This is a genomic window from Micropruina sp. (assembly GCF_047607385.1).
In the GTDB taxonomy this organism is placed as follows: domain Bacteria; phylum Actinomycetota; class Actinomycetes; order Propionibacteriales; family Propionibacteriaceae; genus Micropruina.
Genome location: NZ_JASGDE010000033.1, coordinates 41,229 through 60,655, shown reverse-complemented (window position 1 = coordinate 60,655; position 19,427 = coordinate 41,229). Strand labels below are relative to the sequence as shown.

Here is a 19,427-nt window from a genome sequence, read left to right as displayed (position 1 = left end):
TACCTCTCACCAGGAGGCAATGGTGCAGGTCGGTTCAGATCGCGCCCGCCGCACCTTGGCGTACCTGCGACAGAAGATCTCCTCCGGCGAGTGGCCGATCAACTCCAAGATCCCCACCGAACCCGAGCTGATGCGGCTGCTCGGGGTCGGCAAGACCACGGTGCGGGAGGCCGTCCGGTCGCTGGCCAGCGTCGGCATTCTGGAACCGATGCCCGGCATCGGCACCTTCGTCCGTTCCCGGATGCCGGTCAGCTCGGTGCTGATCGAGTACATGTCCGAGTTCGGCATGCCCGACCTGCTCGGCTATCGCCGGGCGCTGGAGTTGGAGGCCGCCCAGCAGGCCGCCCGGAACCGGACCGACGAGCAATTGGCCGCGATGCGGGAGGCGCTGCAGTCCGGTGACGCCCCGGTCGAGCAGCCGTTCGGACCCGATCGCCGCAAGGCGCCCGGACAATTCCACTTCCTGGTGGTCGAGGCCAGCGGGAACAAGCTGCTGGCCAGCCTGTACGCCGGGGTGGTGACGGCGCTGCGCCGGGCCTTGCTGGCCGGCACCGTGGTGCACGCCACCGACGCCGAGGCCCGGCTGAGCGATCACCTGGCGCTGCTGGCCGCCCTGGAGGCCGGCGATGTCGCGGCCGCCGCGCACGCCATGGCGCAGCACATCGACCGCGACCTGGTGCCTGCCGGGCAGGCCTGAACTCAGCCGGCCCGGACGCCGAGCAGGGCCCGTAGCCCGTCCGCGATCCCGCCCCGCCAGCAGGCGTAGTCGTGGCCGCCGTTGAACTCGGCGTAGTCGTGCCGGACGCCGGACGCGTCCAGCCGGCGATGCAGTTCCCGGTTCGGTCCGAGCAGCACCCACTCCTGGCGTCCGACCTCGAGGTAGCCACGGGTCGTCGCCGGCATCGCCGCGGCCCGGTCGGCCAGCCCCTCCTGCCACAGCGACGCCGACTGGGCCAGGAAGGCGCCCACGGCGTCCGGACGTTCGGCGGCGGTGAGCAGCGCGACGGCGCCGCCCAGGCTCTGCCCGGCGACCAGCCGGTCGGCGGCGTCGGTCCCGGCGTCGTGACCGGTCACCGCCCAGGGCAGCAGGACGTCGGCGATCCAGTCCGGCATCCCGCCGGAGCCGTTGAGCTCCGCCCAGCGCCGCAGCCGGTCGCCACCGGGCACCAGCAGCACCAGCGGTGCCTGGATCAGCCCGTCGGCGATCAGATTGTCGATCTGCGCCGGCAGGCTCAACTCACCCACCCACATCTCGCCGTCCAGGGCGACCAGCACCGGTCCGCCGGCGGTGAACTCGGCGGGACGGTAGACCCAGGGCCGGCGTCCGTCCAGGTCGTGCCGGGTGAGCTCGCCGCGCAGCGGGCCGCGCGGTGCCAGCCAGGCCTGGGCGGGGGCGTCCGGCAGTTCGACCACCGAGACCGGGTTGCCCACCCGGTTGCGCATCCGCTGCGGGTTGAGCGGATCGGGCAGCCCGCGGTCGAGCGCGGCGCGCAGCGACGCCTGCTCGGCCAGGTCGCGCCAGGGTGCCGGCCGGCCGGGCCGTTTCGGCACCATGGCGTAGGACGCCCGCCAGTCCCCCGGCATCCGGTAGGACAGCTGCCACTCCTCGGTGCCGGGCACCCGCTCCATCAGGCTGCGGTCCAGGTCGCGTTCGTCGGTGAGCCGGTTGACGAACAGCAGCACCTCGTCGGCGTCGGCGTCCCGCCAGAAGAAGGTGACGATCCACTCCTCACCGTCCGGCTCGACGACCGGCGAGCGGGACTCGGCCCGGAACGCGGCCAGCGCGCTCGCCGGGGTGGCCACCCGGGGCGCCGGTTCGGGACGCCGCACCTTGGGCGGCGTCCGGGGCGCCCCGGCACCAGGCAGGGTCGCCGGCGAGCTCATTCCTCACCCACCGGGATCACCAGCGGACGACCGGTCTCCGGGTCGGGCAGCACCCGGCAGGGCAGCCCGTAGACGTCCTCGATCAACTCGGCGGTGACGATCGCGGACGGTTCGCCCTGGGCGACGATCCGGCCGTCCTTCATCACCATCAGGTGGGTGGCGTAGCGGAACGCCAGGTGCAGGTCGTGCATCACCACCACGACGGTGTAGCCGTCGCGTTGCAGGCTGCGGGTGAGCCGCAGCACGTCGACCTGGTGGGCGATGTCGAGATAGGTGGTCGGCTCGTCCAGCAACAGGATCGGGGTCTGCTGGGCCAGCGCCATCGCGATCCAGACCCGCTGCCGCTGGCCGCCGGAGAGCTGGCTGACCTGCCGGCCGGCCAGTTCGGTCACCCCGGCCCGCTGCATCGCGCGATCCACCGCCGCGGCGTCCTCGTCGCTCCACTGCCGGAAGATCCCCTGGTGCGGGTAGCGGCCGCGGGCCACCAGATCGGTGACCGTGATCCCGTCCGGCGCCACCGGCGACTGCGGCAGCAGCCCGAGCCGGCGCGCCACCTGCCGGGTCGGGTAGTGCCCGATCGGCTTGCCGTCCAGTTCGACGGTGCCCGAACGGGCCGGCACCATCCGGGCCAGCGCCCGCAGCAGCGTGGACTTGCCGCAGCCGTTGGGGCCGACGATCACGGTCAGCTCACCGGCCGGCAGGTCGACGTCCAGCCCCTCGATCACCAGGCGTTCGCCGTAGCCGACGCCGAGGCTGCGGGCCCGCAGCGGGGCCGGCGCGGTGACCGGTTCGACCATTCTCACGGAGGTCATCGTGCTCCCTTGCGCCATTGGCTGCCCAGCAGCCAGATCAGATAGCCGCCACCGAGGACGCCGGTGACCACCCCGACGGCCAGCTGGGTGGGGGCGAGCAGGCGTTGCGCCAGCAGGTCGGACGCCAGCACCAGCACCGCGCCGACCAGCGCGGAGGTGCCCAGCCCGATGCCGGACGTCCGGGTCAGCCGGCGGGCGATCTGCGGCGCGGCCAGCGCGATGAAGTTGATCGGGCCGGCGGCGGCGGTCGCGACGGCGACCAGGGTGACCCCGACCAGCACCAGCAGCGTCCGGACCCGTTCCACCCGGACGCCGAGCGCGGCGGCCAGGTCGTCGCCCAACACCAGCGCCCCCAGCGGCCGGGCCAGCAGCGCCGCGGCCGGCAGCAGCAACGCCAGCGCCACCCCGACCAGCAACACCCGCGGCCAGGTGGTGGCGTTGAACGACCCGGCCAACCATTGCCCGGCGGTCTGCGCGGCGGTCAGCGAGGCCCGCACCACCAGCAGGTTGTTCACGCCCTGCAGCACCGCAGCCACGCCGATGCCGACCAGCACCAGCCGTCCGCCGGTCAGCCCGTGGCGCCAGGCCAGCAGATAGACCACCGCGGCGGTGACGGCGCCACCCGCCAGGGCACCGACGGCGGTTTCGGCCGGGCCGGCGCCGATCACGATGATCGCGACCAGCGCCCCGGTGGCCGATCCGGTGGTGAAGCCGATCACGTCCGGACTGCCCAGCGGATTGTCCGACAGCGACTGGAAGATGGCGCCGGAGACGGCCAGCGCGGCGCCGACCAGCATGGCCGCCAGCACCCGGGGTGCCCGCTGGCCACGGACGAAGAACTGCGCCAGCGGATCGCCGCCGACGCCGACCAGGGCGCGCAGCGCCTGATCCAGGCGCAGCGGATAGTCGCCGATCAGCAGCCCGACGGTGCCCAGCACCAGCAGCACCCCGACCGCGGCCAGCCCGACGGCGACGCTCCGGCGCTCGATCAGCAGGGTGGCCCGGCCCAGCCGCAGCCGGTGGTAGCCGGGACGGTGCGCGACGCTGATCGGACGGGTGGCGCTCATCGCCGGACCTCGCTCAGCACGGTGTCTCGATCATTCACAGGGCCTCGATCCGGGGACGCCGGACGATCAGCACGAACGCCGGCCCGCCCAGCACGGCGGCCACCACCCCGACCGGCACCTCGCCGGGCAGCACCACCAGCCGGGCCACGATGTCGGCGACCAGCAGCAGCACCGGCGCGGCCAGCGCCGTGCCGGGCAGCACCAGCCGCTGATCGGGGCCGAACACGGCCCTGGCCAGGTAGGGAACCCCCAGCCCGACGAACATGATCGGCCCGGCCGCCGCGGTGGCTGCACCGGCCAGCGCGGTCACCGCCACCACCGCCAGGCCGCGCACCAGGCCGACCCGGACGCCGAGCGCGCGTCCGGCGTCCTCACCGAGCGCCAGCGCGTTCAGCGCGGGCGCCAGGCAGCAGGCCAGCACCAGCCCGGCGGCGATGAATCCGCCGGTGGAGAGCAGCACCGGGAAGCCGCGGCCCTCGACCGATCCGGCCACCCAGAACCGGAACTCGTTGAAGGCGTTGGCGTTGGCCAGGATGACGGTCTGCACCAGTGAGGCGACGGTCATGCTGATCGCCACACCGGCCAGCGCCAGCCGCACCGGCGACGGCGAGGCATGGCCGGCCATACCCAGCAGGTAGACCGCGACCGCGGCGACCGCGGCCCCGGCGAAGGCGAACCACAGGTAGAATCCGATGCCGCTCAGCCCGGTCAGCGCGACCACCAGCACCACCGCCAGGGACGCCCCGGCGTTGATGCCGAGGATGCCGGGGTCGGCCAGCGGGTTGCGGGTCAGCGACTGCATCAGCGCCCCGGCGACGCCCAACGCGGCACCGACCACCACCAACACCAGGGTGCGGGGCAGCCGCTGCTCCAGCACCACGACGGCGTCGAAGCTGCCGTCCGGCGCCCAGAGCAGCTGCCAGACCCGTCCCGGCGGGATCGGGTTGGAGCCGATGCTGAGCGAAGCCAGCATGCCGAGCAGCAGCAGGGACGCCGCGGCGGCGAAGGCGAGACCGGCCCGGGCGGCGACGGCCGGTGCCGTCGCCGCCCGAGTGCGGACGGTGGTGCTCGCCAAGTCAGTTGGTTCCGGACGCCGCACGGCGGCGCACCAGCACGACGATCAGGCCGACGCCGACCAGCAGCACCGCGCCGATCAGGACCCAGACACCCACGCTCGGGCCGGCCTCGACGGGCGCCGGAGCGACCGGCGTCGCGGACGGGCTCGGGACCGGGGTGGCCGATGCGGTGGCGCCCACCGCGGCCGCCGTCCAGCCCAGCAGCTTGCCGTCGGCGTCCAGCACCGCGAACCGGTGCTCCCCCGCCGGCAGCGCGCCGGTGGCGACGTTCACGGTGCCGTCCGCGGCGACCTGCCGCCAACCCAGCGGGGTCGGCTCGGAATAGGCGTAGACGAACGCCCACTCGCCGGCGTAGTCGGTGCCGACGGTGAGCACCGCACTGTCCCCGGTCACCGCGGCCCGGACGCTGCCGGCCTTGTCGGCGGCCAGCGCGTCCACGGCGGGCGCGGTCGGCACGGTGGCCGGCTGGGTCGCCTTCGTCCCGGCGCCCGGCTTGGCCACGGTGCCCGGAGAGGCGGTCGTGGTGGACGTGCCGGAACTGCCCGGTGAGGTCGTGCTGCCGCCGCCGTTGCCGCCCGGCTGCTTCGAGCCGGACGAGCCCCCGCTGGTGATGGTGAAGCTGGGGCTGCGGTTGGTGTAGCCCTTGGTGCCCTTGCCGGGGTTCTTCGGATCGACGTAGGCGGAGGCCAGGAAGCGCAGCGAGTGGCTGCCCGGCTTCAGGCTCTTCGGCAGCCGGAACGATCCGTTCACGACCCCGGAGCTGGGGATCTTCTGCGAGTGGTAGACGCAGGCGCCGTGCGAGGTGTTGCTGCACAGCCGGCCGTCGTCGATCTTGATGTAGACGATCTCGCCGCGCGGGAAGCCCCGCAGCGTGAACCGGATCACGCCGCCGGCCTGCAGGCTGCGCGGCGACACGCTGGAACTGGTGCCCGGGGTGCTCGGCCCGGGGCCGCCGGGCGGGATGGCCGCGGCGTCCGGCTGGCCGGGGACCAGCACCAGGGCCAATCCGAACAGCAGTGCGGCGAGCAGCCGGACGGCCCTGCCTACGATCATGGAGATCCCTTTCATCGCGCCACCCGCTTCGGCGTGCCGGACAGCCGGCGCAGCGCCAGACCACCGGCGGTCAGCACGGCCACCGCGGCGCCGATCAGCACCGGCTCCATCGAGCCGCCACCCGGCTGGGTGAGCGCCGCATCCGCCGGCGCGGCAGGTGCAGCGCCGGATCCGGCCGGGGCCGGGGTGCCGGTCACCGGCACCGTCGGGGTGCTGGCCACCGCGCCCTTGGTGGTCTCCACCCAGCCGACGATGCCGCCGTCGCCGTTCACCGCGACGATCCGGTGGCGTCCGTCGGGGAGGTCCTTCAGGTCCACGGTGAACGCCTTGGCGCTGTTCAGCTGCACCCAGCCCGCCTTGGCGACGCTGGCTCCGCTGTACAGGTAGACGTAGACCCACTTCGAGGCCGCCGACTTGGGCAGGGTGACGGTGATCTTGCTGCCGTCCGCCTTCGCGGTGGCGTCGCCGTTGCTCAGCCCGGTCAGCTGGCTGCTGCGCTGCACCGGCGCCTTGGGCACCGTGGTGGGGGCCGTCGATTCGTCGCTGTCGTCGGCGGTGGTGGCGGTCTGGGCGATCGACCGGACGGTCGTGGTGGTCTTGGTCGGCGTCTCGGTGCCTGTCCCCCCGGCCACCGTCAACGACGTCCAGCCGAGCAGCTTGCCGACCTCACCGGAGTTGCCGGACTGCACCGACAGCTTGCTGGTGCCGGTCGGCAGGGTGATCCCGGTCAGGTTCGCCACCACCCGGCCGTCGGCGCCGGCCCGGAACCAGGCGTCGCCCCACGGGCTGGTCGGCGACCCGCCCGCGTAGGTGTTCAGGTAGATCCAGTCACCGGACTGCGCACCCGGGACCGTCACGGTCAGCTTGCTCGCCGTGCTGGACGCCGCGACGCCGTTGCGGGTCGCCGAGGTCAGATCCTCGGTGGCCTCGACCGGATCCGGCATCCCGGTGGGCCGGTAGTCGCCCACCACGAACTCCGCGGACTTGATGGTCCGGCGGGCATCGTTCGGCTTCAGCGACCCGGTCAGGAACTGCAAGGTGTGCGCCCCTTGCGACATTCCCGGGTTGGAGCCGTTGGGCCCGCTGGTGGTGCCGTCCGGCAGTTGCAGCTGGATGTCGAAGGTGCCGTTGGACGCCGTGGCCTTGACGATCGTCCAGATCGTCCGGTTGCTGTGCACCGCGTCGTTCAGCCGGCTGTACTTGCCCTCGTCGATCTTGATCGCCACGACGGAGCCGCCGCGGTCCTTCTCCGGGTGGCAGAAGCCGGAGCCGGTGACATGCAGCACGCCGCCCGGGCTGACCTGCGGATTGACGATGGTCACCGTCGCGTTCTCGGTGGTCGGCTCACAGGTCACGTCGTCCTGGTCCGGCCCGGGAACATAGGGGACGCCGCCGACGACCAGGGGCTCGGACACCTTGCTGCGCTGCTGGTCCTTGGCGTCGAACTTCCCGGTCTGGAACTGCGCGGTCAGCAACTGCCCCGCGACCAGTCCCGCCGGGGCGTCGATCTCGACCTCGAAGTTGCCGCTGGCCGGGATGGCGATCAGGTTCGGCTGGGCGGCCGCACCCGCCGGGGCGAACAGCTTCCAGATGGTCGAATCGGGATCGCCGACAGGCGGCGCCACGATGCCGCTACCGGTGCGGGTGTACTGCCCGCCGGCCCGGTTCAGCTTGAGCGCGATGGTGGAAGCGCCGGCGCCGGCCTGGTTCGTCCAGTTGGCGCCCTTGATCTTGATCGTCGATCCGGACGCCGTGGCGACATCCTGCTGCACCCAGGCGGTCGCCCCGCCGACGCTCACCGTGGTGTGCGCCCAGCTCGGCGGCTGGGTGGCCGGGTCGACCGGGCTGTCGCCGGCGATGGTGAAGTCGGCGGCCAGCGAGCGTCGCTTGTCGCCGTCGACCGAACTGCCGGTCAGGAACCGGATCTGGTGGCGGGAGCCGGCCGCCCATTCGGTCCAGCTGCCGTCGGCGAGCTGGGCGTTGGCGGCCGTCGGGAACGGGATGGTGGCCGTCCAGGAGCCGTCGGCGGCGGCCTGGATGACCGCGTGCAGCCGCTTGTCGCTGACCGGTTTGCCGTCCTGATCGAGCACCTCGCGCTTGGTGTAGACGGTGTTCGGGTCACCGGACTTGGCGGCGTCCAACAGCACGCTGAGCACACTGCCGGCGGTGCCGTTCTCGACCTTCCAGCCCGTGCCGGAGACCACGATCGGCTCGCCGGCCTTGACCGTGGTGGGCACCGTGTAGCCGACCGACGGGTCGGCCGGGTCGCTGTAGCTGCCACCCGGATCCGGAGCCGGCGTGGTCGGCGCGGGGGTAGTGGGTGCCGGGGTGGTCGGCATCGGGGTTGGCGCCGGCGTGGTCGGCACCGGCGTCGGTTCCGGGGTGGGCGCGTTGACCTGGAACGGCGTCGACTCCAGCGAACGCTTGGTGTCACCCGGCTTCAGGCCGCCGGTCAGGAACTGCAGGGTGTGGGCACCGCCGGCCAGCGCCGGGACGGAGCCGTTCTGCCCGGCGTCGGTGCCGTCCGGCAGCTGCAGGTCGATCGCGAAGCTGCCGTCGGCGGCGGCGTCGACCAGCGCCCAGATCGTCTTGTTGGCGTGCACCGAGGCGTCCAGCCGGCTGATCGCGCCCTCGTCGAGCTTGATCCCGATCGTCGATCCGCCGCCGGCGGGATGGCAGAAGCCCGAGCCGGTGACGTGCAGCACGCCGCCGAGCTCGACCGTGGCCGGGGTGACGGTGACGACGCCGGAGCCCTCCTTGGCGCAGGCCGGGACGGTGGGTTCGGGCGCCGGCGTGGTCGGGGCCGGGGTGGTCGGCGCTGGCGTGGTGGGCGCGGGCGTGGTCGGCGCGGGCGTGGTCGGTGCCGGGGTGGTCGGTGTTGGCGTCGGGGTAGGCGTGGGCACCGCGGCTGCGGTGACGTCGGCCGGGCCGCTGCGGACCACGTCCCCGTCCAGCAGCGATCCGGTCAGCAGGTTGAGCTTGTGCGCCTGGCCGGGCTCCCAGCCGGCGTTGCTGTTCGCCGCGGTCGGGTACGGCAGCCGCAGTGTCCAGTCGCCCTGCGCGTCGGCCTGGACGACGCCGTAGACGTCGCCGGCCAACTCCTCGCCGGTCACCGGGTGACGCCGGGGTTCGGAGGTGGTGACCGCGCCGCGATCCAGCTTGACCGCGATGATCGATCCGGCGGTGCCGTCGGCGTTCAGCCAGCCGGTGCCGCTGAGCACCAGCTCGGCTCCGGCCACCCACTGCTCGGGAACCCAGTAGGTCACGCCGCCGGCCAACTCGTACCGCTTGCCCTCCCGGGCGGCGGTGGCGTTCGGGACCGCCGCGACCCGGGCCGGCGCCTTCACCGCGGCGGGCGCTTCGGAACGCGCCGGCTTGCCGGCTGCCGACCTGCTCGGGGTCGGCCGGCTGGGCGTCGGCGTGGCCGATTCCCTGGCCTGCGCGGTGACCGTCGGGGTGGCGGACGCGGTGGGCTCGGCCTCGTCGGCCGGCGTCGAGGTCTCGGCGGACGGCGTCGGTTCCGGCGTCTCCTCGGCGAGAGCCAGCGGCGCGAGCGACTGGCCCAGGCCGAGCATCAGCAGCGCCAACGTCCCCGCGAGCCAGCTCCGCGTCCGGGCGGACCCGGGCTTCGACGGCGTCTTCATCTGATTCCTCCTGCTCATCCGAGCGCTTTGCGCACGTCGTCGACGAGGCGGTTCATCAACAACGGGCCCCCGGTCGATGTCCACGCCGAGCCGTCGACGAGAATGATCTGCTTCTTTCGATAGGCGTTCAGCCGGGTGAAGCCCGGCACCCGCTCGGCCTGCGCCAGTGCCTGCTGGGCGCCGTCCAGCCCGGCGGAACCGCCGGCGTTGGGGTTGCTGACGCTGGAGCCGCCCAGCGTCCCGAAGAACATGTGGTCGGCGTCGATCTGCTGCAGGTTCTCCAGCGACACCGGCTCGGAGTGGCCACGTCCGAAGGTGTCCTGACCGGCCGGACGCCGCAGCCCGAGGTCGACCAGCGCCTGGCCGGGCGGCAATTCCTTCAGGATCAAGGCCGGGGCGGTGCCCTGCCAGCGGACGATCGAGAAGGTCTGGTCCTTCACCTTGCCCAGCGACGCACGGGTGCTGGCCACCTTCGCCTCGTAGTCGGCGATCACCTTCTCGCCCTGCTGCTCGCGGCCCAGCGCGGCGGCGACATTGCGGAAGTTGGTCCGCCACTCCCCGCCGGCGAACCCGGTGTTCACCACCGGGGCGATCTGCCGCAGCGCCTCCAGCACCGGCGGGTTGTTGTTCACGCTGGTGCCGTCGACCAGGATCAGGTCGGGCTTGGCGGCCCCGATCGCCTCGAAGTTGGGCTGGCCGATGCCGCCCAGGATCGGGATGTCGCGGGCCACGTCGGCGAGGTAATTCGGCACCCCGCTCTGCCCGCGTCCGCTCACCGTGCCGACCGGCGTGACCCCGAGGGCCAGGACGCCGTCCAGGGTCGGTTCGCTGAGCGGCACCACCCGCTGCGGCTGCGCCGGAACCTCGACCCGTTCGCCGTTGATGTCGGTCACCGCCCGGGTCTGGGCGGCGGCCGGCGACGACGGGGCCGGGGCGGACGAGCAGCCGATCGCGGTGAGGGCCAGGGCGGAGATCAGGCACGCGACACGGGCCAACCGGCCGGCGGTCGAGCCGAGCGTCATGCGTAACACATCCTGAAGTCGTCGAGGTTATCTTCTGCTGATAGCAAGGTAAGGCTTACCTAAGCCTACAGACAATTCTCAGCCCGTCCCCAGGCTCCCCCTGGCTGAGACGCGGGCCGCGCCGGCCACAGCGAGCGGAGTTAGCCTGCCGATCATGACCTCGATCTCGACCGCGTCCGTGGCCACCGCCCGGCCCGAGCGCTACGCCAAGCAACTCGTCTCGCACATGTCCCGCAAAGTGCCGGCGACCTGGGACGAGGACGCCGGCACCGGGCGGGTGACCTTCCCCAGCGGCGTGCTCGACCTGGGCCGGGGCCAGGACGCCCTGCTGCTCACCCTGACCGCCGAGGCCGACCTGGAGCGCTGGGAGGGCGTGGTCGGCAGCCACCTGGTCCGGTTCGGCACCCGGGACGAGCTGGTGGTCGCCTGGCAGCGCGACGACGGCACGCCCGGCACGGTGCAGCGCAAGACCGAGGACTGAGAGGTTCCGCCCCGCCGCGGGGTGCGGCGTGTGACACCATCGAGCGATGGCGCGAGACCTGGATGCGCTGCCCAAGGCGCACCTGCACCTGCACTTCACCGGGTCGATGAGCATCGCCTCGCTGAGGCGGCTGGCCGACTGGGCCGGCATCGCCCTGCATGATTCGCTGCTGGACGCCGAGGGCCTGTTGGTGCCGCCCGACCAGCGCGGCTGGTTCCGGTTCCAGCGGCTCTACGACATGGCCCGGCAGGTGGTGTGCAGCGAGCAGGCGATGCGTTTCGTGGTCGCCCAGGCCGCCCGGGACGACGCCGCCGAGGGCTCCCGTCGGCTGGAGCTTCAGGTCGATCCGTCCAGTTACGCGCCGCACGTCGGCGGGCTGGCACCGGCGCTGGAGATCGTGCTGGACGAGGCCCGGCGCGCCACCGCGGAGACCGGCGTCCAGGTGGCGATCGTGGTCGCCGCGAGCCGCGTCCGGCACCCGTTGGACGCCCGGACCATCGCCCGGCTGGCCGCCCGGCACGCTGGCGAGAACGGGGTGATCGCCTTCGGGCTGAGCAACAACGAGCGGGCCGGGCTGACCGCCGACTGGGAGCCGGCCTTCCGGATCGCCCGCAACGCGGGCCTGCCCGGCGTCCCGCACGGCGGCGAGCTGCTCGGGCCGGGGCATCTGCGGCAAGTGCTGGAGCAGCTGCGTCCGACCCGGATCGGGCACGGCGTCCGCAGCGCCGAAGAGCCGGCGTTGCTCGACGAGCTGGTCCGCGCCGGGATCGCACTGGAGGTGTGCCCGGCGTCCAACGTCCACCTCGGGGTGTACCGGGAGGCCGGTGACGTTCCGCTGCGCCGGCTGCTGGACGCCGGCGCGGTCGTCGCGCTGGGCGCCGACGATCCGCTGCTGTTCCTCTCCCGGCTCACCGACCAGTACCGGCTGGCCCGCGACGAGCACGGCTTCAGCGATCAAGAGCTGGCCGAGCTGGCCCGGTGCAGCATCCGGGCCAGCCTGGCCGGCGACACCGACAAGGCCCGTTGGCTGGCCGAGGTGGACGACTGGCTGCGCCTCCCGGAGACCTCCGATGCCGCCTGACCGGCAGCCGCGCCGACCAGGAGTGGACCGCCGCCACCCTGCAGGTGATCGTCCGGCGCTACCGCGACACCGATGTCCGCATTCTGGTCGGCGAGTCCTTCATTCCGGACGCCGAGCCGACCGACGCCCTCCGGGAACGGATGCAAGTCCTGCTCAGATGTCTAGCAGGTGGGACATCGCGGTAACAATCATGGGACGTGACCCGGAGCGGCTGACAGGTCCGGCCGAGTGAACCAGACTGGAACCATGTCCACCGATGTCACCGCCGCCGCGGTCAATCTGCGTCTCGCCCTGATCGGCCTGTCCGTTCCGCTGCAGGCCGAAGAGGCCACCAGCGCCCAACTGGTCGCGCCCATCCTGGCTCGTCAGCGCGAATTGAGCCGCCGCCTCTCGGACCGGCTGTGCGCCGCTGACCATCGCATTCAGGCGTTCCTGGACGACTACCTGGCCGACATCTTCCCGGCCGGCGATCCGGACGCCGCGGGCCCGAAGCTGCCCCGGCGCACCCTGGTGCTCGACGAGCCGGGCCTGGCCCGGGCGCTCTCACTGCCGGTCAACGGCGACTCCTTCGGCTCGCCGCTGCTGTCCAGCTACCGGCTGGCCAACGGCGTCCTGCACAATCCGGCGAACGACCGCCGGACCACCGCCGGCGTCTTCCATATCTCAGAGGGCGGGCTGCCCATCCCGGATGACAAGATCGCCGTGCCCAAGGCGGTCTTCGCCCGGCTGCTCGCCGAGTCGTTCAACCCGCCCCAGACCGACCTGGTGCTGCCCTACCTGTCGAAGACCGACCATCCGGCCGCCTGCTTCGTCTCGCTGCTGCTGCGTCCGCTGGTCTCCCCCGGTGTGCCCGGCTACGCCACCGAGCGCCGGATGGAGACCCGGTTCATCGTGCCGGGCGGGCTGGTCGCCAACCTGGACTTCGTCGAGGGGATCTTCGGCAACGGCGGCGACCCCTACCTGCCCGAGCACGACGCCTCGCTCGACCCGGGCACCTGGACCGGCACCACCGGCTGCGTCATCCTGGCCCCGCACCTGACCAAGCTGACCAAGAAGGCCCTGGGCCTGCCGCACGTCGACGACGCCACCGAGCGGCAGAAGCGCGACGGCATGTGCTGGTCCAGCCCGGACGAGCGCTACAACGGCGGCCAGGCGTTCAAGGTGTGCGCCCGGGACGCCCGCGGCGTCATCGTCACGGTGATCGCCGACAACTACTTCGGCTACTGCAAGAAGGAGGTCAAGACCCAGATCTCCTACTCGGCGAACTTGTTCGGCAACGTCGAGGAGGAGCACGCCGGCGGCGCGCTGGTCTTCCCCTCCTACAACCTGGGCGGCGGCTACACCGACGAGTCGGCCGGCGACGACTACCGGCTCGAGGACGTCCTGGCCCGGAATCCGAAGCGGTTCGTCCGGCAGCCGGAAGGCCACGCGATCGACCTGGAGCACCCGCAGCACGTGCTGGTGCCGGCCCGGCCGAAGTACTCGCTGCGGAATATGACGGTGTCCTGGAACACCCCGTCCGGTGAGCGCTCCATCCGGCTGCGCGCCGACAAGGTCTATTTCGGCCCGAACGGCTACCGGGTACAACTGGCCCAGTCGCCGTCCGACCCCAAGCACTGGGACCTGAAGGCGACCGTCGCCACGGTCACCTCGTGCCACAAGCCGTGCACCGTCTCCGGCGGCGGCAAGTCGGAGATCTCCAAGGCGATCACCGACGCGTTCATCTTCGGCAACGCCTACGTCGCCGACTACGAGGCCGACCTGGAGGCGGTCGAGGACATCTTGGGCCGGGACTACTCCGACCGGTTCGCCGACCCCGCGCTGCGCGGCTCCGACACCCGCGCGGTGCTGTCCAACAGCCGCTCGATGGGCAGCGTGATCAAGCTGCTCACCCCGTCCGAGGTGGATTTCACCCCCGAGTACAACGCGTGGCTGGAGAGCATCCCGCAGCACGTCAAGGAACTCGTCTTCGTGGTGAAGCGGTTCCATCGCCCGGAGTGGGGCGACGACTGGCGCAGCCACTTCACCGTCGGGATCATGAACGGCCGGCAGGGCAACGCGCTGCGGCTGGACGGCGAGCGGATCAACGTCAACATGCTCCGGGTGGGCTTCGACACCGACGGTTCGTGGCGGCTGTTCGGCCTGCGGCACGACTTCAACCCGGCCGTGAAGGTGCAGACCGAGGACGACATCACCGCCTCCATCGTCGGCCCGGCCCACCTCACCTCGGTGCCGACCGGACCGATCGGGCTGTCCCGCAAGTACGTCCAGAACTGTGAGAACCTGCTCTTCCAGCGCCCGGACGACGCCATCCACCGCGGCTACGACAAGCAGACCGAGCTGGACATCTCCGGCCCGGACAACTTCCTGTCGAATTTCGAGCCGCTGACCCGGTTCGACGCACGCGAGATGCGGGACGACGCCGTCGCCTTCAGCGCGTTCACCCGGCCGATGGCGCAGCTGTTGGCCCGCTTCGCCGACGAGGACGACGACACCAGCCCGGCCTACGTGGTGTCGTCGGCCAACCCCCGGCTGGTGAAGGGCAAGCCGTCCAAGAACCCGCGCTACCTGCAGCGCCGTCCGGACGTGGTCAACGCCCCCGCGACCGCCGCGGCCGACCTGGCCATGCACCTGGCGGCGAAGCTGCCCGCCGAGGCGCCGCTGCCGGTGCCGGTGGACGTGGTGGCCGCCGGACGCCGGAACAATCCGCCGGACGGCCCGGTGCCGCCGCTGTGCTCGTTCAACCCGCTGCACTACATGGAGCTGCCCGAGCTGTTCATGGAGTACATCAGCTCGATGACCGGCAAATCCCCGTCCACCACGGGCGCGGGTTCGGAGGGTGCGCTGACCAAGGGCCCGTTCAACGCGATGCCGGCGATCATCGACCTGAACGCGGCGCTGCTGTCCTACGTGCTGACCGGGTACGACGGCTGGGTGTCCTGCGCCGGCTACGTCGGCCCGAACGTCCGGGTCGACCACGACATCTCGATGCTGGTGCCCGAGCTGTTCTCCCGGATGACCGACGAGGAGCGCTCGGCCCGCAACCTGATCGCCGAGGGCTTCCTGGAGCGGGTCGAGGACTTCGAGCACAACGGACACCTGGTCCGGGCCAGCCGGCTCGGCTACCGGATGACCCAGAACTTCGCCCGCAAGTACTTCGGCCGCATCTTCCTGCACCCGCACGTGGTGTTCACCCCGGAGATGCTGCGGCCCGAGCTGCAGGATCTGGACGTCTACGCCCAGAGCATGGACGTGATCGTCGAGACCCACCGCCGGGTGGCGCAGGCCTACTTCGACGACGGCACCATCGAGCTGGCCATCCCGCCGCTGCGGGCGCTGCTGGAGATCATGGCGTTCGGTGCCACCGCCGACGGCCATGAGCTGGACTCCCCCGAGGTGCGCGGGCTGTTCGACCGGGAGACCGTGCTGGCGTCCGACTGGTACGCGGCCCGGCTGGACTCCAAGCAGCAGTGGGCGGTCCGGCGGGCCCAGGCCGTGGTCGACCGGCTGGAGGGTTTCGCCGCCATCCCGGAGAACGCCGAGGCCTGCGAGCGCCTGGACATCGCGACCAACGTGGTCAACGCCCACGCGGAGCTGACCCGGTTCTCCAGCCCGGATTACCGGGCGGCGCTGGTCGGCACCCTGGGCCGGCAGCCGCTGAACTGACCCGCGGGATCTCTTTGCCGGCGGATCTCGGCACCGACTGCTGTGCCGGGATCCGCCGGCTGTTCGTTCCCCGTCCGAGATTTCCCTGAAAGCGCCGCGTCGGTGCCGGTGCTGAGGCGGGGCGGTCGCTACATTGCGCCCTAGGAAGTCGGTACCCCCCCTGGGAGTGAGATGAGCTACCAACTGGCGTTCTGGGCCTATCCGGACGGCCGGCGCAGCAACCGCGTGGCCGACCGGCGCACCTACCTGAAACTGATCAAGGGACGCCGCGTCAAGGACGTGGCCCCGCTGGACACCGACCGGGTGCTGGACGAGTTGGCCATCGTCTACGGCACCTGGCGGCGCACCGACACCTATCACTTCTCGCACCCCAGCCAAGGCTCCTTCGACGTCTGGATCGCCGGCGGCACCTTCGTGGTGCTGACCTTCCACAACGTCAAGGACCTGACCGTGATGGACCCGGCGATCCAGTGCCTGGACGCGCTCGGCGTCCCGCTCTACGACCCGCAGGTCGATCGCCGCTTCCCCTGGGTCGCCCGGGCGCAGTGAGCCGTCGCCGTCAGGGCCGCTTCGCACTCGCCGGCGCGGGTCGCAGCAGGTAGCAGGCTTCCGCGTAGCTGCTGCCGTTCCAGCCGTGACAAGCCAGGACGGCGTCCGGGCCGGCGGCGATCACCGGATCCCGGTCCGGCACCGGGAGCGCCGGCGTCACCGACCACAGCCCGGTTCCCGGGTCGTAGAAGTGCCCGCCGAGGGCGATCATGCCGGCGGTGACGATCGGGATGTTGCGCCGGTAGGCATCGCTGACCACCCAGAGTGGGCCCGGCTCGGCGGCCGTCTCCACTTTCGTGACCTTCCCGGTCGCCGGGTCGAACAGCCAGTTCACCGACGCGTCCCGCGACCAGGCGGCCAGACCGCCGACCGCCACCGGGACGGGGCGCTGACCGATCGCTGTCCGGGCCCGGACGCCGACGGCACCGCTGGCCAGGTCGACGCTCGCGACACCCAGGACCTTGCCTTCCAACCAGGACACCACCAGGTCGTCACCGGCAACCACCGCCCCGTACACGGTGCTGGGCACGGCCAGCCGGGTGGTGTGGCTGGTCCAGGTCGCGGCGTCCGGGTCGTAGCTGTAGAACGTCGCCCGATCGGTGCCGGCGCACCTGCTGGTGCGATCGGCGCACACCGACCAGGGGTAGGCCACGATCCGGTTCTCGATCACGCCGGCGACGAACGCCGAGTCGGGAGGCGCCGGGAGGGTCCGCCAGCGGTCGGCGTCCGCGTCGTAGCTGACGAAGGTGGTGCCCTGCAGCAGGTAGACGGTGTGCCCGAGGGTGACCGACGCCGGGTACGGGTTCGCCAGCACCAGCAGTTGACGCAGTGCGATCGGGGCGGCGGCGATCGGCGTCCAGCTGTCGGTGGCCGGGTGGTAGCGGGCACCGTCGCGCAGTTGGACGTCCTCGCCGGAGCATCCGGCCGCGTCGGTGCAGGGCCGCGTGGTGGTCCCGCCCAGCACCAGGAACGAGTCGGCGACCCAGGCGGTGATCGCGTCGCGACGTCCGGCCAGCGGCGACCGGGCCGTCGGCACCCATTGACCGGTGACGCCGGGCGCCTCGGGGGTGCGCGCCGGCGACTGGACGGGCACGGTCGGCACGCCCTGGACCGGGTGCTGCAGAAACGGGGTGGCCAGCACCGCGGCGGCGGCCAGGGTGGCGCCGCTCAGCACCAGCGCTCTGCGAGAGCGGCGCCGCGGCGCACGAACCGGAGCCGCCGCCTCCAGTTCCGGGCCGACCAGGGCCCGGAGTTCCGCCCGGGCCCGGGCCGACAGCCCGTCCGGGACGTCGTTCAGGGGATCTGCCTGCCGCAGCATCGTGGTCAGTCGCATCTCATGCACCCTTCGGCTTGTCCAATTCGATCCGCAGCGCGGCGCGGGCCCGATGCAGCCGGACCCAGACCGCGCCGACCGAGCATCCGGCCAGGGCCGCGCATTCGGCGCCGCTCAGCCCGTCCCAGTAGTGGGCCGTCAACAGTTCGCGCTGCTGTGCCGGCAGGGCTTCCAGCGCCTCGCCGATCCGCTCGCTGCGACCGCCGTCCGCGTCGTCGGAGCGTCCGAGGCCGGCGTCGATCAGGCGTTGCCGCACCGCCGCGGAGCGCTGGGCCGCGCGATGATGCGCCATGGTGAGGTTCCGCGCGGTGACGAACAGCCACGGTGAGGTCGGGACCGCCTCGTCGATCCGCTCCCAAGCGATCCGGAACACTTCGGCCGCGACGTCCTCGGCGACGCCGCGGTCGCCGGTCCGGCGCAGCACGAACCCGACCAGCCGCGGATGATCCCGGGTGTAGACGGCGACGAACGCCGCCCGGGTCCGCTGGTCGATCTGTCGCGGCGGACCGTCCGCTGACTCACTCACCAGGTCAGCCCCGGTCGGCTCGACGATTGCTCCCACACCCTCTACATGCCGGCGGACGCCGGAACCTTACGGCGTGAGCCGCAGCAGCCGCCCGCCGGGTCCGTCGGTGAGCACCCAGATGGAGCCGTCCGGTGCCTGCTCGACCTCGCGGACCCGGTCACCGAAGTCCCACTGGTCCGCCGTGGACGCCGTGGTTCCGTCGAGGTCGACCCGGATCAGCGCCTGGCCGGACAGCGCTCCGATGAACGCGTCGCCCTGCCACTGCGGAAACAGCGCGCCGGTGTAGATCATCAGGCTGCCCGGCGAGACGCTCGGGTTCCACCACACCGTGGGCGCCTCGAAACCGTCGCCCGGCCGGTGGTCGGGGATGTCGGCCCCGCCGTAGTGGGAGCCGTTGGACGCCTCCGGCCAGCCGTAATTGCGGCCCTCGACGATCAGGTTGAACTCGTCGCCGCCCTGCGGCCCCATCTCGGAGCTCCACAGGTTGCCGGCGGGGTCGAAAGCGATGCCGAGCGGGTTGCGATGCCCGTAGGTCCAGATCCGGGCGTTCGCGCCGTCCGGGTCGAGCCGGACGATGCTGCCCAGGGCGTTGTCGCGGTCCTGGGCGGGGGTCATCTTCTGCCGCTCGCCCGAGGTGACGAACAGGTAGGCGCCGTCGGGTGAGAAGGCCAACCGATGCCCGTAGTGGCCGCTGCCGCTGGTCTTCGGCTGGCGCCAGATCACGGTGAGATCCTCCAGGGCGGCCCGGTCGCCGTCGGCGGCCAGCCAGGCCCGCGCCACCTCGGCACCCGAGCCGCCGTCGCCGCGCGCCGCCCAACTCAGGTACACCGTCCGGTCCTCGGCGAAGCGGGGTGAGGCGATGATGTCGCCGAGCCCACCCTGCCCCTGGTACGCGACCTCGGGGACGCCGCCGACCTCCCGGGTCGAGCCGTCGGCGGCGCGCAGGATGAGGCGTCCGGCCCGCAGGGTGATCAGCGCGTCGCCGCCACCGGGCAGGAAGGTCATCGCCCACGGCTCCTCGAAGCGGCCGAGTTCCGCGACGCCGAACGGCGTCCCGGCGAGCCGGGTGCCGGCAGGGGTCGGTGAGCCTGTCGCCGAGGGCTGCGCCGGCGACGGAGAGGTCCGTGCGGCATCGCATCCGGCCAGGGCCAGAGCCAGGGCCAGGACGGCGATGCCGCGACGGACTGCCATCCTCCGAAGCTACCCGTTTCCTCCCGGACCGCCGAGGGTCCG

15 protein-coding genes are annotated in these 19,427 nt (G+C 72.3%); 5 read left to right on the top strand and 10 right to left on the bottom strand.

Annotation, left to right across the window (positions count from 1 at the left end; genetic code table 11):
• The first annotated feature begins 22 nt into the window (after window positions 1-22).
• Entirely contained in the window at window positions 23-697 is a 675-nt protein-coding gene (locus QM582_RS03225) for a FadR/GntR family transcriptional regulator (RefSeq protein WP_415081698.1), read from the top strand.
• Window positions 698-699: 2 nt separating this feature from the next.
• On the opposite strand, the gene QM582_RS03220 is transcribed toward QM582_RS03225, so the two are convergent.
• The 7 genes from QM582_RS03220 to QM582_RS03190 are packed head-to-tail and all read right to left on the bottom strand — an operon-like array spanning window position 700 to window position 10,558.
• Entirely contained in the window at window positions 700-1,884 is a 1,185-nt protein-coding gene (locus QM582_RS03220) for an enterochelin esterase domain-containing protein (RefSeq protein ID WP_415081696.1), read from the bottom strand.
• Window positions 1,881-2,696, bottom strand: a complete 816-nt coding sequence (locus QM582_RS03215) for an ABC transporter ATP-binding protein (protein WP_415081694.1) — start codon at window positions 2,694-2,696, stop codon at window positions 1,881-1,883. Before QM582_RS03215 ends, QM582_RS03220 begins: the two co-directional genes overlap by 4 nt.
• Window positions 2,693-3,763 carry a FecCD family ABC transporter permease gene (locus QM582_RS03210; protein ID WP_415081692.1) on the bottom strand — a complete coding sequence of 357 codons (1,071 nt, stop codon included), beginning with the start codon at window positions 3,761-3,763 and terminating at the stop codon, window positions 2,693-2,695. The genes QM582_RS03215 and QM582_RS03210 overlap by 4 nt, the downstream gene beginning before the upstream one ends.
• Window positions 3,764-3,797: 34 nt before the next feature.
• On the bottom strand, window positions 3,798-4,838 hold the full coding sequence (locus tag QM582_RS03205; protein WP_415081690.1) for a FecCD family ABC transporter permease: 1,041 nt from the start codon (window positions 4,836-4,838) through the stop codon (window positions 3,798-3,800).
• A 1-nt stretch (window position 4,839) separates the two neighbouring features.
• The gene (locus QM582_RS03200) at window positions 4,840-5,892 is read right to left on the bottom strand and encodes a hypothetical protein (RefSeq protein WP_415081688.1); all 1,053 of its coding nucleotides are present in this window, start codon (window positions 5,890-5,892) and stop codon (window positions 4,840-4,842) included.
• Window positions 5,893-5,903: 11 nt separating this feature from the next.
• Window positions 5,904-9,536 carry a hypothetical protein gene (locus tag QM582_RS03195; RefSeq protein ID WP_415081686.1) on the bottom strand — a complete coding sequence of 1,211 codons (3,633 nt, stop codon included), beginning with the start codon at window positions 9,534-9,536 and terminating at the stop codon, window positions 5,904-5,906.
• 14 nt (window positions 9,537-9,550) lie between these two features.
• Window positions 9,551-10,558 (bottom strand): ABC transporter substrate-binding protein, encoded by a 1,008-nt coding sequence (locus QM582_RS03190; RefSeq protein ID WP_415081684.1) that lies wholly within the window; start codon window positions 10,556-10,558, stop codon window positions 9,551-9,553.
• A 154-nt stretch (window positions 10,559-10,712) separates the two neighbouring features.
• On the opposite strand from QM582_RS03190, the gene QM582_RS03185 reads away from it, so the two are divergent.
• The 4 genes from QM582_RS03185 (at window position 10,713) to QM582_RS03170 (ending at window position 16,335) form a co-directional block, all read left to right on the top strand.
• Window positions 10,713-11,039, top strand: a complete 327-nt coding sequence (locus tag QM582_RS03185) for a DUF2218 domain-containing protein (RefSeq protein WP_415081682.1) — start codon at window positions 10,713-10,715, stop codon at window positions 11,037-11,039.
• A gap of 46 nt (window positions 11,040-11,085) precedes the next feature.
• Entirely contained in the window at window positions 11,086-12,120 is a 1,035-nt protein-coding gene (locus QM582_RS03180; RefSeq protein WP_415081680.1) for an adenosine deaminase, read from the top strand.
• A 246-nt stretch (window positions 12,121-12,366) separates the two neighbouring features.
• Window positions 12,367-15,786, top strand: a complete 3,420-nt coding sequence (locus QM582_RS03175; protein WP_415081678.1) for a hypothetical protein — start codon at window positions 12,367-12,369, stop codon at window positions 15,784-15,786.
• Between the two features lie 171 nt (window positions 15,787-15,957).
• Window positions 15,958-16,335 carry a hypothetical protein gene (locus QM582_RS03170; RefSeq protein WP_415081676.1) on the top strand — a complete coding sequence of 126 codons (378 nt, stop codon included), beginning with the start codon at window positions 15,958-15,960 and terminating at the stop codon, window positions 16,333-16,335.
• 10 nt (window positions 16,336-16,345) lie between these two features.
• Here the strand turns inward: QM582_RS03170 and QM582_RS03165 are convergent, their stop codons facing one another.
• The 3 genes from QM582_RS03165 to QM582_RS03155 form a co-directional block, all read right to left on the bottom strand.
• The gene (locus QM582_RS03165; protein ID WP_415081674.1) at window positions 16,346-17,668 is read right to left on the bottom strand and encodes a hypothetical protein; all 1,323 of its coding nucleotides are present in this window, start codon (window positions 17,666-17,668) and stop codon (window positions 16,346-16,348) included.
• A 1-nt stretch (window position 17,669) separates the two neighbouring features.
• Complete coding sequence (locus QM582_RS03160; RefSeq protein WP_415081672.1) at window positions 17,670-18,194, bottom strand: RNA polymerase sigma factor; 525 nt, start codon at window positions 18,192-18,194, stop codon at window positions 17,670-17,672.
• Window positions 18,195-18,260: 66 nt separating this feature from the next.
• Entirely contained in the window at window positions 18,261-19,385 is a 1,125-nt protein-coding gene (locus QM582_RS03155) for a PQQ-dependent sugar dehydrogenase (RefSeq protein WP_415081670.1), read from the bottom strand.
• Window positions 19,386-19,427 lie beyond the last annotated feature (42 nt).

Excerpts from the sequence above, each read along its gene's own strand:
- QM582_RS03220 (WP_415081696.1), bottom strand. The coding sequence starts at position 1,884 with ATGAGCTCGCCGGCGACCCTGCCTGGTGCCGGGGCGCCCCGGACGCCG.
- QM582_RS03215 (WP_415081694.1), bottom strand. The coding sequence starts at position 2,696 with ATGACCTCCGTGAGAATGGTCGAACCGGTCACCGCGCCGGCCCCGCTG.
- QM582_RS03210 (WP_415081692.1), bottom strand. The coding sequence starts at position 3,763 with ATGAGCGCCACCCGTCCGATCAGCGTCGCGCACCGTCCCGGCTACCAC.
- QM582_RS03200 (WP_415081688.1), bottom strand. The coding sequence starts at position 5,892 with ATGATCGTAGGCAGGGCCGTCCGGCTGCTCGCCGCACTGCTGTTCGGA.
- QM582_RS03195 (WP_415081686.1), bottom strand. The coding sequence starts at position 9,536 with ATGAAGACGCCGTCGAAGCCCGGGTCCGCCCGGACGCGGAGCTGGCTC.
- QM582_RS03190 (WP_415081684.1), bottom strand. The coding sequence starts at position 10,558 with ATGACGCTCGGCTCGACCGCCGGCCGGTTGGCCCGTGTCGCGTGCCTG.
- QM582_RS03185 (WP_415081682.1), top strand. The coding sequence starts at position 10,713 with ATGACCTCGATCTCGACCGCGTCCGTGGCCACCGCCCGGCCCGAGCGC.
- QM582_RS03180 (WP_415081680.1), top strand. The coding sequence starts at position 11,086 with ATGGCGCGAGACCTGGATGCGCTGCCCAAGGCGCACCTGCACCTGCAC.
- QM582_RS03175 (WP_415081678.1), top strand. The coding sequence starts at position 12,367 with ATGTCCACCGATGTCACCGCCGCCGCGGTCAATCTGCGTCTCGCCCTG.
- QM582_RS03170 (WP_415081676.1), top strand. The coding sequence starts at position 15,958 with ATGAGCTACCAACTGGCGTTCTGGGCCTATCCGGACGGCCGGCGCAGC.
- QM582_RS03165 (WP_415081674.1), bottom strand. The coding sequence starts at position 17,668 with ATGCGACTGACCACGATGCTGCGGCAGGCAGATCCCCTGAACGACGTC.
- QM582_RS03155 (WP_415081670.1), bottom strand. The coding sequence starts at position 19,385 with ATGGCAGTCCGTCGCGGCATCGCCGTCCTGGCCCTGGCTCTGGCCCTG.